The 14,797-nt window shown below is 41.1% G+C and carries 11 protein-coding genes; 8 read left to right on the top strand and 3 right to left on the bottom strand.

All coding sequences use genetic code 11. The annotated features are described in order from the left end of the window. Nucleotides 1-15: 15 nt before the first annotated feature. The 6 genes from CJ263_RS17610 to CJ263_RS17585 all read left to right on the top strand — a co-directional run bounded on the left by CJ263_RS17610 (nt 16) and on the right by CJ263_RS17585 (nt 6,234). On the top strand, nt 16-990 hold the full coding sequence (locus CJ263_RS17610; RefSeq protein ID WP_094998474.1) for a glycosyltransferase family 2 protein: 975 nt from the start codon (nt 16-18) through the stop codon (nt 988-990). A gap of 30 nt (nt 991-1,020) precedes the next feature. After that, nucleotides 1,021-2,730 (top strand): phospho-sugar mutase, encoded by a 1,710-nt coding sequence (locus CJ263_RS17605; protein WP_094998473.1) that lies wholly within the window; start codon nt 1,021-1,023, stop codon nt 2,728-2,730. Then, nucleotides 2,730-4,553 (top strand): ABC transporter ATP-binding protein, encoded by a 1,824-nt coding sequence (locus CJ263_RS17600; RefSeq protein WP_094998472.1) that lies wholly within the window; start codon nt 2,730-2,732, stop codon nt 4,551-4,553. Before CJ263_RS17605 ends, CJ263_RS17600 begins: the two co-directional genes overlap by 1 nt. A gap of 156 nt (nt 4,554-4,709) precedes the next feature. Then, nucleotides 4,710-5,252 carry an RNA polymerase sigma factor gene (locus tag CJ263_RS17595; RefSeq protein WP_094998471.1) on the top strand — a complete coding sequence of 181 codons (543 nt, stop codon included), beginning with the start codon at nt 4,710-4,712 and terminating at the stop codon, nt 5,250-5,252. 33 nt (nt 5,253-5,285) lie between these two features. Then, the gene (locus tag CJ263_RS17590) at nt 5,286-5,807 is read left to right on the top strand and encodes a hypothetical protein (RefSeq protein ID WP_094998470.1); all 522 of its coding nucleotides are present in this window, start codon (nt 5,286-5,288) and stop codon (nt 5,805-5,807) included. After that, nucleotides 5,800-6,234: a hypothetical protein gene (locus tag CJ263_RS17585; protein ID WP_094998469.1), complete on the top strand. Its 435-nt coding sequence runs from the start codon at nt 5,800-5,802 to the stop codon at nt 6,232-6,234. The genes CJ263_RS17590 and CJ263_RS17585 overlap by 8 nt, the downstream gene beginning before the upstream one ends. Nucleotides 6,235-6,282: 48 nt before the next feature. Here the strand turns inward: CJ263_RS17585 and CJ263_RS17580 are convergent, their stop codons facing one another. Beyond that, nucleotides 6,283-7,320 (bottom strand): WD40/YVTN/BNR-like repeat-containing protein, encoded by a 1,038-nt coding sequence (locus tag CJ263_RS17580; protein ID WP_094998468.1) that lies wholly within the window; start codon nt 7,318-7,320, stop codon nt 6,283-6,285. Between the two features lie 71 nt (nt 7,321-7,391). Here CJ263_RS17580 and CJ263_RS17575 point away from each other — a divergent pair, with 71 nt between their 5' ends. Then, nucleotides 7,392-8,615: an RsmB/NOP family class I SAM-dependent RNA methyltransferase gene (locus CJ263_RS17575; RefSeq protein WP_094998467.1), complete on the top strand. Its 1,224-nt coding sequence runs from the start codon at nt 7,392-7,394 to the stop codon at nt 8,613-8,615. Here CJ263_RS17575 and CJ263_RS17570 read toward each other — a convergent pair whose 3' ends face one another. Together CJ263_RS17570 and CJ263_RS17565 are read right to left on the bottom strand one after the other, a co-directional pair. Beyond that, nucleotides 8,616-8,942, bottom strand: a complete 327-nt coding sequence (locus CJ263_RS17570) for a winged helix-turn-helix transcriptional regulator (protein ID WP_094999295.1) — start codon at nt 8,940-8,942, stop codon at nt 8,616-8,618. 156 nt (nt 8,943-9,098) lie between these two features. After that, a complete protein-coding gene (locus CJ263_RS17565; protein ID WP_094998466.1) occupies nt 9,099-10,685 on the bottom strand; it encodes an amidohydrolase in 1,587 nt (528 codons plus the stop codon). Between the two features lie 302 nt (nt 10,686-10,987). Between CJ263_RS17565 and purL the strand changes: the two genes are divergently transcribed. Then, nucleotides 10,988-14,680 (top strand): phosphoribosylformylglycinamidine synthase, encoded by a 3,693-nt coding sequence (gene purL, locus CJ263_RS17560; protein WP_094998465.1) that lies wholly within the window; start codon nt 10,988-10,990, stop codon nt 14,678-14,680. Nucleotides 14,681-14,797: the final 117 nt, after the last annotated feature.

Below are 14,797 nucleotides of genomic sequence, written 5' to 3'. Positions count from 1 at the left end.
TTCCTGAAGTAATCAATGCAACTATCCATAGTTATTCCCTTACTGAACGAGGAAGAATCCCTCAAAGAACTTCATGATTGGATTGCATCCGTGATGCAATCCAATCATTTTTCTTATGAAATTTTATTTGTTGACGATGGTAGTACGGACGATTCCTGGAAAACCATTTCGAAGCTTTCAGAACTCAACCCTCATGTAAAAGGAATTCGTTTCCTTAAGAATTTCGGAAAATCACAAGCTTTACATGCCGGATTTAAGGCTGCTAAAGGAGATGTCGTCATCACCATGGACGCAGATTTGCAGGACAATCCAGAGGAAATCCCAGAATTATACCAACTTATTCAATCCAAGGAATATGACTTAATTTCTGGATGGAAAAAGAAACGCTACGACTCGCTTATATTCAAAAACCTGCCTTCCAAACTTTTTAACTGGGCCGCAAAAAGGACTTCAGGCGTTAAACTACATGATTTCAATTGCGGATTGAAGGCCTATAATAAATCAGTCATAAAAAACATTGAAGTATCGGGTGAAATGCACCGATATATTCCGGTGTTGGCCAAAAATGCAGGGTTCAATAAAATCGGCGAAAAAGTAGTAAAACACCAGGCCAGAAAATATGGAAAGACCAAATTTGGTATGGAACGCTTTATCAATGGGTTTTTGGATTTGATCACCATTTGGTTCGTTTCCCGTTTTGGCAAACGCCCCATGCATCTCTTCGGTGCCTTGGGCGTTATAATGTTCATTATAGGTTTTGGCTTCGCCCTGTATTTAGGTATAGATAAACTCTTTTTAAACCCCTTTGGTCGACTGATTACAGATAGGCCAGAATTCTATATTTCACTGGTATCCATGGTCATTGGAACCCAGTTGTTCCTGGCCGGATTTATAGGTGAAATCATCACACGATCCAAAAGAAATGAACCACGTTACCATATTTCCGAAGAATTGAATTTGAACACGGAACAAACACAATATTCTTTGTAAATTTAGATATCACAATTAAAAAAATTATACATGGATAAGATCCTTGATACCGCCAAAAGTTGGCTCACCGACTTTTTTGACCCGAAAGTGAAGGAAGAAATACAGCACCTAATCGAAAATGACACCGAGGAGCTAAAGGACCGTTTTTATAAAAATATGGAATTCGGAACCGGAGGTATGCGTGGCGTAATGGGCGTTGGAACCAATCGCATCAACAAATATACTCTTGGGAAAAGCACGCAGGGACTTAGCAATTATTTGAAAAAAGTTTATGCCGGTGAAGACATTAAAGTGGTCATTGCGTACGACTGCCGACATAATAGTGATACATTGGCCAGAACGGTCGCCGAAGTTTTTTCGGCGAACGGAATCCATGTGAATCTATTTTCAGAACTACGCACTACGCCAGAATTATCATTTGCGGTAAGGCATCTAAAATGTCATGCCGGTATCGTACTCACCGCTTCCCATAATCCACCGGAATACAACGGGTATAAAGTTTATTGGACGGATGGCGGACAAATTGTACCTCCTCAGGATGGTGAAATCATCGCTGAAATCAACAAACTCAGTTTTGAGGATATCAACTTTAAGGCCAACGATAGTCTTATCAAGGTCATTGACGAGGAAGTTGACGAAGCTTTTTTTAAAGCATCGGTAAAAAATGGAAGTGTCAACGCAAAAGGTAAAAATGACTTTAAAATTGTCTTCACTTCCCTTCATGGAACTTCCATAACAGCCATTCCAGAAGTACTGAAAAGGGCTGGGTATGAAAACGTAACCATAATTGAGGAACAAGCAAAACCAGACGGTTCCTTTCCAACCGTAAAATCACCCAACCCAGAAGAACCGGAAGCACTATCCATGGCCATAAAAAAAGCTGAGGAAATTGGTGCAGACATGGTGGTAGGTACCGACCCGGATAGTGATAGATTGGGCATAGCTGTTCGTAATTTGGACGGTGAGATGCAAATCGTTAATGGAAACCAGGCCATGGTCATGATGACCAAGTTTCTCTTGGAGAATAGAAAAAAACAAGGCTTTAAAGGAAATGAGTTCACGGCCACAACCATCGTATCCACTCCCATGGTAAAAGCCATGGCAGATGCCTATAGTGTTGAATATAAGACCTCCTTAACCGGATTTAAATGGATCGGCAAAATGATCAAGGATTTTCCGGAATCCGAATTTCTTGGTGGTGGGGAAGAAAGTTTTGGCTATATGGTTGGTGATTTCGTGCGAGACAAGGATGCCGTTACCTCTACCCTATTGGCCTGTGAAATTGCGACCCAAGCAAAAGCCAATGGCAGTTCCTTTTTTAAGGACCTTATCGATTGCTACGTGGATTATGGATTTTATAAGGAACACCTAATATCCCTTACCAAAAAGGGAATGAGTGGCGCGGAGGAAATAAAGCAGATGTTGAAGGACTTTAAGGAAAACCCTGTGGAATCCGTTGCAGGATCCAAGGTCAAATGGATAGAGGATTACAACACATCCATTTCTAAAAATGTTTTGACCGGGGAAGAGAAAGCGATAGATATTCCTAAATCCAACGTGTTGATTTATGAAACCGAAGATGGTACCCGCATTGCCGCAAGACCCAGTGGTACGGAACCCAAGGTGAAATTTTATATCAGCACGAATAAAAGGCTGGACAAAGCAGAAAACTTTAAAGCTGTTTCCGCTCAGTTGGATGCGAAAATCAAAAGCATTGTAAGCGAGCTTAATTTAGGTTAATGGATTATTTTAAAAAGATTCTTCGCTTTGCGAAACCATATCGCAAATACGGATATCTGAATATTTTTTTCAACGTACTATATGCCCTTTTCAGTGCCCTTTCCTTTGCGGCATTGATTCCCATGTTGGATGTTCTTTTCGATAAGACCAAACAAGTCTTTGAAGCGCCTAAATATGAGGATTTAGGTCATTTAAAAGATTATCTCCAAGAATATATCAATTATAGAGTAACCGCCTATTCCGGGGATGATGAAATGAAGGGTTTGGTATTGGTAATTGGTCTGGTATTGATTCTTTTTCTTTTCAAGAATCTTTTTAATTACTTGGCGATGTTCTTTATCACCTTCTTGAGAAATGGTGTTTTGAAGGATATTAGAAATAGGATGTACGAAAAAGTGGTGGAACTACCTATCTCCTATTATTCCGAAAAAAGAAAAGGTGATGTCATTGCAAGGATAACTTCAGATGTTTTGGAAATTCAGCATTCCTTCCTATCCATTTTGGAGTTGATAGTGCGTGAACCACTTACGATACTTTTTACCATCCTGATCATGTTCGGTATTAGCTTTAAACTTACCCTATTCGTGTTTATTTTCATTCCGATTGCAGGTATGATCATTTCTAAAATTGGTAAATCCTTAAAACGACAATCGGATAACGTACAGCGGGAACAGGGGGAATTTTTATCGATAATCGAAGAAACCTTGGGTGGATTGCGAGTGATTAAGGCGTTTAACTCAGAATCCAGGTTTTACAAGACTTTTTCCAGCTCAACCCAACGTTTTTTCAACTTTAGCAATTCGTTACTGAATCGACAAAATTTAGCTTCCCCAACCGGTGAGTTTTTAGGTATTTTGGTCATTGGCGTACTGCTATGGTTTGGGGGCAAAATGGTATTGATAGACAAGACTTTGGATGCCTCCTCCTTTATTGCTTACATGGGTTTGGCATACAATATTCTTACTCCCGCAAAGGCCATCAGCAAAGCTTCATACGGCGTCAAAAAAGGAAATGCCGCAGCTGAGCGTGTCTTGGAAATTTTGGAAACCGAAAATCCAATTTCTGAAATAGAAAACCCGGTTGTTAAGACCGATTTTAATCAAGAAATCGAACTAAAAAATATATCCTTCAAATACGAAGACGAATATATATTGAAGAATTTTGACCTTACCGTACCCAAAGGTTCCACGGTTGCCCTAGTGGGACAATCCGGAAGTGGAAAAAGTACCATTGCCAATTTAGTGACCAGGTTTTATGACGTAAACGAAGGAGATATTACCATTGATGGCATCAACGTAAAGAACCTATCCAAAAAATCGTTGAGAGGGTTGATGGGACTCGTTACACAAGATTCCATTCTATTCAATGATACGGTGAAAAACAACATTGGCTTGGGAAAGGAAAATGCATCGGAGGAAGAAATTATGGAAGCGGCTAAAATCGCAAATGCCCATGATTTTATAATGGAACTGCCGCAAGGATACGAAACAAACATTGGTGACAGTGGTAACAAATTGAGTGGTGGGCAAAAGCAACGCCTTTCCATTGCCAGGGCCGTATTGAAGAATCCACCCATTATGATTTTGGACGAGGCAACATCGGCCTTGGATACAGAGAGCGAACGCTTAGTACAGGACGCTTTGGAAAAAATGATGAAGAACAGAACTTCCATTGTAATTGCACACCGACTCTCCACCATCCAGAATGCAAACACTATTGTGGTATTGAACAAAGGCGAAATTGTGGAGCAAGGTACCCATGAGCAGCTTTTAAGCAAAAAAGGGACGTACAATAAGTTGGTCGAAATGCAGTCGCTGGGTTAATGGCTGTTGGTTTTTACCTACCCTAAAACCACATATCCAAAATTTCACTATTCCATTAACTCCTAACTCCTAACTCCTAACTCCTAACTCCTAACTCCTAACAAACTAAACCTTTTCATAAATTAGTAGTCCAATTACCAAACAAAACAAATTCGGTTGATTGCAGAAGAAACCTTAATAAAGGAATTAAAGGCAAAGGAGACGCAGTCCACCGCCTTTGAAACGCTTGTAAGCAACTACAAGGAAAGGCTATATTGGCACATCCGAAGAATAGTCTTGAACCATGATGATGCTGACGATGTATTGCAAAATACCTTCATTAAGGTATATCGCAATATTGAGGGATTCAAAGGCGAGAGTAAGTTGTTTTCCTGGATGTACAGAATAGCGACCAATGAAGCCCTTAGTTTTCTAAAACAAAAAAGTCTCAAACTAGGGGTTACCGATGGAGAGTATCAAGAACGTATGGTACAAAACTTGCAGGCCGATGTTTATTTTGAAGGGGACGAAATTCAGTTAAAGCTACAAAGGGCCATAGCTACCCTACCGGAAAAACAAAAACTGATTTTCAATATGAAGTATTTTGAAGAATTAAAGTATGCCGAAATATCAGAAATCTTGGATACATCGGTAGGCGGACTAAAAGCTTCGTACCATTTGGCGGTAAAAAAGATTGAAAGTTTTCTCAAAGAGGATTAAACCATTTAAACAATTGGGAGTCATAGTAATACGATGAAAAGGAAGAATACAGATAAAAATCCGTTCAATATCCCCAAAGACTATTTTAATAGCTTTGAGGATAAACTTAAAGATAGGATCTTTAAGGAGGACTCCTTTATTCCTAAAAACGACGGTTTTGGTATTCCCGAATCTTATTTTGAGCAATTGCAGGCACAATTGACGGCCAAGGTAGAAGAAGAGAAATCGTCACCCAAAGTTACCCCATTATATTCCTATAAGAAGTTTTTGGCTATCGCCGCCTCGATTGCAGCCCTTTTGATTTTGGCCGTTGGCATTAATTGGAACAATGACGATACCTTGAGTTTTACGGATTTGGCCAATTCTGAAATTGAAGCCTATTTTAACGATACTGAAATAGACTTGTCCAGCGACGAGATTGCAGAGGTTTTGCCCATTGACGGATACGAAATCAATGATTTTGTAAAACCTGAAATGACAGAGGAAAACCTTCTGGATTATCTCAATGAGAATGTAGAGAATTTTGAAGAACTAAATTTAGAAGACAATGAATAGAATATATTTTGCGATAATGCTTTTGTGTACGGTCATGTCTTTTGCCCAGGATAGATCTCGTGAAAAAATTAAAGCTCTTAAAGTAGCTTATTTAACAGAGCACCTTGAACTTAGCAGTGAGGAGGCACAGGATTTTTGGCCCGTTTACAACGAGTACGAGAAAGAAAGACATGAACTACGCCATAAACAATGGGTAGAAATCAAGAGCAAATTAAAGGACGTTGGAAGTCTAAACGAGCAAGAAGCCCAAAATCTATTGTCCTCCTATCTTAAAATAGAGGAAGAGGAAGAAGAACTGGAAAAGAATTTCCTTAATAAGATAAGAAAAGTAATTTCTGCGAAAAAGACCTTGGTATTGATGCGCTCAGAAGAGGATTTTAAACGGCAGTTAATCAAACAGTACCGTCAAAATAAGGGAGGTCGCTAATTGATGACTTAAAGATGAATTTAAAAAGGAGCATTATAGCTCCTTTTTTTAGTTCTTAAAAGTTAGTTTTGAAATACGATTTTTGCCTGCAGCGAAGGCAATACTATCATTTAAAAAACGAAAAGTGTAAAACCCCTCATCACTTAGTTGCTGCCAATGGACACCCCCGTCCGATGAGTAGGAAATCCCAGTAAATCCAACGGCCACAATACCCTTTCCCTTTGAATTTGGAACAAATTGGATACAACTTCTATACCCAGGATTTTCGCCATCCGCTATTAGGCTCCAAGCTGCCCCACCATTCACTGTTTTCATTTTATTTCCCTGATTTATTTCGGGTTGGGTGTAATCACCACCAATCGCTATTCCCAAATTTTCATCATAAAAATCGATGGAGTAAATTCCTTGGGTGTCCACATCATTTTTCATTGGGGTAGCAATGGATTCCCAAGTTTTTCCTTTGTCCTTTGAATGATATATGCTACCCGAAGTTGTTCCGATCCACGCTTGGTTCCCTTTAATTTCAATATTGGTATTGCTGGCGGCAAAGGCGCCTTCGCCATAGCTACCTTTCGGAAGTTGGGAACAAGGAATCTTGTTCCAAGTCTGTCCGGCATCCCTGGTTATAATAATACTCATACACCCGTCTACGGTATCCCCCACCGCCAAACCTTCCCGGTCGTTCCAAAACATCATGGCATCATAAAAAACAGTTTCACCTACTTCACTATATACCAATTCCATTTTCCCGCTTTCCCCTGTTTTATATAACAAGGCCGGACTTCCAATTGAGAGCATGAAAAAATCAGTGGCCGTATGTCCTACGGCCCTAAAGGACGGGGTTATACTGTCATACTTCATAATATTCGTCCGCACCTTTCCAGAGGGAACATCTACAGTTCCGTAAATTCCCCCACTTCCTGCAAAGGCCAAGGTATTCGAATCTAAAAATTCAATCGCCCGAATACTGACCGAATCTTCAAAGACATCCTCTACAGCAACACTTGTAAAGAATTGTGGCTTGATCTGGTCACTGCATGAAATGGAAATGCAGCATAAGAAAAATAGAACAGTGAAAAGGCGCATCGGTACAAAGTTTCTCAAAAATAAATGGAATCCGCTCTAAAACAATACCTTTGCACCCTTAATTTTTCATAATGAGATTGCACAGAAACTTGGTGTTTGCCGTAATAGATGCTTTGAACTTAATATTCAATGAAGGTGAATATGCGGACAAGGTAGTTCAAAAGGTCTTAAAGTTTGACAAGCGCTGGGGATCACGTGATCGAGGTTTTATTGCCGAAACCACCTACGAAATGGTTCGTTACAAAAGGTTATATGCCGAAATTGCTGAAGTAAAGGCCCCTTTTAGTCGGCCCGATTTATTTCGGATGTGGGCGGTTTGGGCCGTACTAAGCGGAATTAAACTGCCCGATTGGAAACAAATTGAACCCACCCCGGAAAGACGCATCAAAGGACGTTTTGATGAACTATCCAAGGTTAGAAAATACAGGGAAGCCATTCCAGATTGGATGGATACGCTTTGTGAAAAAGCCTTGGGCGAAAAGTTATGGACCGCAGAGATTGCCAAACTCAATCAACCTGCCGACGTCATTTTAAGGACCAATACACTAAAAACCACAAAGGAAAAGCTAAGAAAAGCACTATTGGATGAGGATATTCTGACAGAACCCATAAAGGGATATCCACTGGCACTTAGACTACCGGAAAGGGCGAATGTATTTGTTACCCAAAGTTTTAAAGACGGATTATTTGAAGTGCAGGATGCTTCTTCACAATTGGTTGCCGAGCTTTTGGATGTTCAACCAGGGCAACGGGTTGTGGACACCTGTGCAGGTGCCGGTGGGAAATCACTTCACTTGGCTGCCTTGATGGAAAATAAAGGGCAATTGATTGCCATGGATATTTACGGCAGTAAACTCAAGGAACTAAAAAGACGCGCCCGAAGAAACGGGGCGCACAACATAGAACCTAGGGAAATTACCTCCACCAAGGTAATTAAAAAGTTGTATGACAGTGCAGATCGCGTTTTGATAGACGCTCCATGTACAGGTCTTGGGGTTATCCGCAGGAATCCAGATACCAAATGGAAACTGCAGCCAGAGTTTTTGGAAAAAATCACCAAAACGCAGCAGGAAATCCTTAGAAGTTATAGTAAAATGGTTAAATCAGGAGGAAAACTGGTCTATGCCACCTGTTCCATACTCCCTCAGGAGAATAGGGACCAGGTAAATTCATTTTTGGCATCGGAGGAAGGAAGTGGCTTTTCCCTTGTAAAAGAAAAGAAAATATACGCTTCCAAAAGTGGTTTTGATGGTTTCTACATGGCGTTACTGGAAAAGAAGACAAAAGATTCCTAGTCAAAAGAGAGGTAATTGCTGATCCTCTTTAACCACCGGTTTGGCAACTTGAGTTTCTATATCTTTCCTATCGCCCCATTTTTTCATGGCGTGCACTACGGGCATAAGGGACTTACCTTTAGCTGTTAAGGAATATTCTACCCTCGGGGGAATTTCGGCGAACATTTTTCGTTCCAATATTTCAGATTTTTCCAATTCCTTTAGCTGCTTGCTCAGCATTTGTTTATTGATTCCCTGGACATTCTTGAGCAATGTCGAAAACCTATTTATACCCTTGGAAACCCGGTAAAGAATAATAGGTTTCCATTTACTTCCTATTTCTTCCATGCATAAGGTTACCGCACAATTTTTGGAGGATTTACCCACAATCTTATAACAGTTAAGATGAAACAATTTAAGTCTATATGTAAGACTTATACCAAATATAAAACATCAGTCTAAAAAATAGACTGATGTTTATTGTAAAGATTGTTAAAATTTGAATTACTCTTTTACCGTAGGATAATCCACACCTAACTGTTCCAGATAACTATCGTATTTGGTTTCGTCATAATAGAATTTCTCCAATTCCTCCCTAAATTGACCTTGCTTGTCCGTATTCAAATAAATTGGGGGCATATCGGTTTCGGCAATCATGGGTTTATAGGTGGTTTCTTTTTGTTGCACATTTTTAAAATAGTCCCAGGCTCCCTCCAAAAGTTCTGGTTTCGTTAAGAAATCCAATATGGTCATGGCCTCTGCCTTGGCTCCAGCGACTACACCTTTATGTGCAATGGGAGTGGCCATAGCAATGGCATTGCTCCAATGGTGACCCTGTAATCCAGGAATATTGGAAGGAAAACGCATGGTAACCGTTGGAACTTTCCACGAAATATCTCCTATATCGTCCGACCCACCACTAACAGGTTCTTCAACAGGTAAACCTAATGGAGAAAGTTCCGTAGGTAAACCCTCAATTTTTTCGGAACCTACTTCGGTCTGCACGGCCTTGGCCAAGGTCTGGTCGGCATCGGACCATTCAGGAAGCCCTATTTGTTTTATATTATCATACATGGTTTCTGCAATGACCTTGTTGTAATGCCTTGGCCAAGCCGTTCCCAAAACTTTAGAGGTCATGGTAGTACCTGTCATCAAAGCCGCTCCTTTGGCCATATCATTGGCCAGGGCATACATTTCCATGATACCCTCATACTTTATATCCCTAAAGTAAAACCAAATCGCCGCTTTAGAGGGCACTACATTGGGTTGGTCCCCCGCATCCGTAAATATGGAATGGGAACGTTTTAGAGGGTGTAAATGCTCTCTTTTATAGTTCCAGGCAATGTTCATTAATTCAGCGGCATCCAATGCACTTCTGCCCCTCCACGGGGATCCAGCCGAATGTGCCGCCTCTCCTTCAAAGGAATATTCTACGGAAATTAAACCTGTTCCCCGAGTGGGCCCATAGGAAACCCCTAAGTTGTTTCCAACATGGGTGAAAATACACATGTCGATATCATCAAAAAGTCCATCACGTACATACCAGGCTTTGGCCGCAACCAATTCCTCCGCAATACCGGGCCATAGTATTAATGTCCCTCCTATATTTTCCTTTTCCATGATTTCCTTCACGGCCAAAGCGGACATAATGTTCAAGGGATTCCCCGCATTATGGCCCTCGCCGTGTCCCGGAGCTCCGTCCACAATAGGTTTGTGATAGGCTACGCCCGGATACTGGGATGCCTTTGGAATACAATCCACATCACTTCCCAAGGCAATAACAGGACCTTCTCCATTACTCCATTTTGCAAACCAAGCCGTAGGTATGCCAGAAATGGAATGTTCAATTTCAAATCCATTTTCTTCCAATAACCCGGTCAGGTATTTGGAAGTTTCAACTTCTTGAAAACCAAGTTCGGCAAAACTGAACACCTTATCCACCATTACCTGGGCCTGCTTTTTGTTGTTTTCGATAATAGTCTCGGCTTCGGTCTTAAATTTTTCAATTTGCCTTTTGGAATATTTCTTTTGGCCGACAGACACCACTGCATAAAAAATACAAATGGTGAGCATTACTAGTTTTTTACTCATGTTTGGTCATTTATTGAATTAGCTTGCAAAAAGGTACTGAATTATTATGTTTAAAAACACAGGTCCAAACTATTTTTATATGATTCCCATAGTTTTTGGGTTGTTTAAGGATTATATATTTTTTAAATATTTAAATTTTCCGAATAGCTAAATTTCTAGTTTCTCCAGAGTTTTTATCCTATTGTAAAATATGCCTTACCTATCAACAATAATGGTTGAAAACTGTTGTAATACAATCAAGGAAAATCAAGGCGGAAATCGTAATTTTGCATTTTCCATTTTTGCAAAAGAAATACGCTGATATGATTCACTTCTTTGGAAACCCGGCAACCAAGATTTTTGCTGTCCAAACTACCCAAGAGATTACTCCCGAAAACGAACAAAAACTAAAGTGGTTATTTGGCAACCAACCCAAAATAAATGTGGCGTCAATGGACGCCTTTTTTGTTGGGCCGCGAGCCTCTATGATTACCCCTTGGAGTACGAATGCCGTGGAAATCACACAGAATATGGGCATTCCGGGCATACTCAGAATCGAGGAGTTCAATGCTGTTTCCGAGAACTTTACCAATTTTGATCCAATGCTTTCCTATAAGTACAACGGTATTGGTCAAGCCATTTTTGATATCCATATTCTTCCTGAACCTATTTTGGAAATTGAGGACATTGCAGGATATAACCAAAAAGAGGGGCTGGCCTTAAGCGATGAGGAAGTAACTTATTTGGAAGAGCTTTCTGAAAAAATGGGAAGAAAATTGACCGATTCCGAGGTATTCGGTTTCAGCCAAGTAAACTCGGAACATTGTAGGCATAAAATTTTTAACGGTACCTTCATCATCGATGGAAAGGAAATGCCAACAAGCTTATTCAAGCTTATTAAAAAAACATCTCTAGAGCATCCAAACGAAATTGTCTCTGCATATAAGGACAATGTGGCCTTCCTAAAGGGGCCCAAAGCGATACAATTTGCACCAAAAACAGCCGATAAGCCTGATTTTTATGAAGAAAAGGAATTTAATTCGGTCATTTCCCTAAAAGCGGAGACCCATAATTTTCCCACGACCATTGAACCCTTTAACGGGGCAGCAACAGGTTCAGGAGGGGAAATCAGGGACCGTCTTGCAGGTGGAAAAGGGTCACTCCCTTTAGCGGGCACGGCAGTGTATATGACAGCCTTCTCAAGATTGGAGAAAGACAGGCCCTGGGAAAAGGCTATGCCAGAACGAGAATGGTTATACCAAACCCCCATGGACATTTTGATCAAAGCTTCTAATGGAGCTTCGGATTTCGGAAATAAATTTGGTCAACCTCTTATTGCCGGTTCTGTCCTTACTTTTGAACATGACGAAAAATATTCCCTAAATGGCTCAGAAGCCCGTAGATTGGGGTATGACAAGGTTATCATGCAGGCTGGTGGTATTGGCTACGGGAAAGCTGAACAAGCTTTAAAAGATACACCGAAAAAAGGGGATAAAATAGTTATCCTTGGAGGCGATAACTATAGAATTGGAATGGGCGGAGCAGCCGTATCCAGTGCGGATACAGGGGAATTCAGTTCTGCCATTGAATTGAACGCCGTACAACGTTCAAATCCAGAAATGCAGAAAAGAGCCGCCAACGCTATACGGGGCATGGTGGAAAGTGATAACAACAGTATCGTTTCCATTCACGACCATGGTGCCGGGGGACATTTGAACTGCCTTTCCGAACTCGTGGAGGAAACCGGGGGGAAAATCGATCTGGACAAATTACCCGTGGGCGACCCTACCCTATCCGCAAAGGAACTCATCGGCAACGAATCCCAGGAACGTATGGGATTAGTAATTGGAAAGGACAATACGGCCCTTTTGAAGCGAATAGCCGATCGCGAGCGATCACCCATGTATGAAGTTGGTGATGTTACCGGTGATGACCGTTTTACTTTTGAGTCGGCCACAACAGGTGAAAAACCCATGGATGTTAAGCTCAGTGATATTTTTGGGAGTTCTCCCAAGACTTTCATGAATGATAAAAAAATACCAAGAACCTATACCAATCCTGAATATTCCTTGGAGTTTTTTCACGATTATCTAGATCAGGTTTTACAACTGGAAGCCGTGGGATGTAAAGACTGGTTGACCAATAAAGTGGACCGTTGTGTGGGCGGGCGCGTGGCCAAACAGCAATGTGCGGGACCTTTACAACTTCCATTGAACAATGTGGGGGTTATGGCCTTGGATTTCAAAGGAAAGGAAGGTATTGCAACCAGCATAGGCCACTCCCCTATTTCCGCTTTGATCGATCCTTCTGCGGGGAGCAAGAATAGTATTGCCGAAGCTCTGACCAATATTATCTGGGCGCCGTTGAAAGATGGTTTGAAATCAGTTTCCCTTTCGGCCAACTGGATGTGGCCCTGCAAAAACGAAGGTGAGGATGCCAGACTATACGAGGCCGTACAGGCCGTTTCCGACTTTTCAATCGCCTTGGGTATCAATGTGCCTACAGGAAAGGATTCCCTTTCCATGAAACAAAAATATACCGACGGAGATGTCATTGCCCCCGGAACCGTGGTTATTTCGGCTGCCGCCAATTGTAACGATATTACTAAAGTAGTGGAACCCGTGTTTCAGAAAAACGGAGGTTCCATATACTATATCAACCTGTCCAGGGATGCTTATAAATTAGGAGGATCTTCCTTTTCACAAGTACGAAATGCAATTGGTTCCGAAGCACCCACCATTAAAAACGATGAATATTTTAAATCGGTTTTTGATTTACTTCAAACTTTAATTCAAAACGAACAAATCCTTGCGGGACACGACGTTGCATCGGGAGGTTTAATCACTACATTGTTGGAAATGTGTTTTGCCGATACCGACCTGGGTGCCCAATTGGACCTATCCGATTTGGGGGAAACTGATACCATTAAACTATTGTTTTCAGAAAACGCCGGAATCGTATTCCAGCTTCGGGATAATTTGGTGGAAAAATTATTGGTCGATGCCGATATCGATGTCAAAAAAATTGGAACGGTTACCGATGGCCCAGAATTGACCATTAAAAATGGCGGCATGGAAATGGGCTTGAACATTGCATCGCTGCGCGATATTTGGTTCAAGACTTCCTATCTCCTGGACAATAAGCAAACTTCGAACGGACTTGCCAAGGACCGCTACGATAATTATAAGGTGCAACCCTTAAAATATACATTTCCGAATTCAGAAAATATAAAACTCCCCAGTCGTTCATTAAACGAAGGTCAGGCCAGACCTAAGGCTGCCATACTAAGGGAAAAGGGAAGCAATTCCGAAAGGGAAATGGCCAATGCCATGTATTTGGCAGGATTTGATGTTAAGGACGTTCACATGACGGATTTGATAACTGGCAGGGAAACTTTGGAGGACATCCAGTTTTTAGGTGCCGTTGGTGGATTTTCAAATTCAGATGTATTGGGAAGTGCCAAAGGATGGGCGGGAGCTATCAAATATAACGAAAAGGCCAACAAGGTGATAAAAGACTTTTTTGCAAGACCAGATACGTTATCCGTTGGAATCTGTAACGGTTGCCAGTTGTTCATGGAATTGGATTTGATAAATCCGGAACACGATACACATGGAAAGATGACCTATAACGATTCCCACAAACACGAAAGTAATTTTACTTCGGTAAAGATTCAAGAGAACGACTCGGTCATGCTTTCTTCCTTGGCCGGTACAACCCTAGGGGTTTGGATTTCCCATGGCGAAGGAAAATTTAAACTTCCCTTATCCGAAGATAATTATCACATCGTTGCCAAATATGGCTATGAAGGCTATCCAGCAAATCCTAATGGTAGCGACTATAATACAGCCATGCTTTGCGATAAAACGGGAAGACATTTGGTAACCATGCCGCACATTGAGCGTTCTACGTTCCCATGGAACTGGGCCTACTACCCGTCCGATAGGAAAGATGAAGTTTCCCCTTGGCTGGAGGCTTTTGTGAATGCAAGAAAGTGGGTAGCTAGTAATAAATAAGGGGAAATACTAATAAATACTTGAAGGGGCTTTTAAAAAAAGCCCCTTTTGTTTTACCATATTCACAATTATTAACAAGTATTTTTAAGATAGCCTATTTAGAATACCGAGTTCTTT

The organism is Maribacter cobaltidurans (assembly GCF_002269385.1).
In the GTDB taxonomy this organism is placed as follows: Bacteria; Bacteroidota; Bacteroidia; order Flavobacteriales; family Flavobacteriaceae; genus Maribacter; species Maribacter cobaltidurans.
This window is presented reverse-complemented; position numbering and strand designations above follow the sequence as displayed.

Excerpts from the sequence above, each read along its gene's own strand:
- CJ263_RS17570 (WP_094999295.1), bottom strand. The coding sequence starts at position 8,942 with ATGGAAGAAATAGGAAGTAAATGGAAACCTATTATTCTTTACCGGGTT.
- CJ263_RS17600 (WP_094998472.1), top strand. The coding sequence starts at position 2,730 with ATGGATTATTTTAAAAAGATTCTTCGCTTTGCGAAACCATATCGCAAA.
- CJ263_RS17580 (WP_094998468.1), bottom strand. The coding sequence starts at position 7,320 with ATGCGCCTTTTCACTGTTCTATTTTTCTTATGCTGCATTTCCATTTCA.
- CJ263_RS17575 (WP_094998467.1), top strand. The coding sequence starts at position 7,392 with ATGAGATTGCACAGAAACTTGGTGTTTGCCGTAATAGATGCTTTGAAC.
- CJ263_RS17585 (WP_094998469.1), top strand. The coding sequence starts at position 5,800 with ATGAATAGAATATATTTTGCGATAATGCTTTTGTGTACGGTCATGTCT.
- CJ263_RS17565 (WP_094998466.1), bottom strand. The coding sequence starts at position 10,685 with ATGAGTAAAAAACTAGTAATGCTCACCATTTGTATTTTTTATGCAGTG.
- purL (WP_094998465.1), top strand. The coding sequence starts at position 10,988 with ATGATTCACTTCTTTGGAAACCCGGCAACCAAGATTTTTGCTGTCCAA.
- CJ263_RS17590 (WP_094998470.1), top strand. The coding sequence starts at position 5,286 with ATGAAAAGGAAGAATACAGATAAAAATCCGTTCAATATCCCCAAAGAC.
- CJ263_RS17605 (WP_094998473.1), top strand. The coding sequence starts at position 1,021 with ATGGATAAGATCCTTGATACCGCCAAAAGTTGGCTCACCGACTTTTTT.
- CJ263_RS17610 (WP_094998474.1), top strand. The coding sequence starts at position 16 with ATGCAACTATCCATAGTTATTCCCTTACTGAACGAGGAAGAATCCCTC.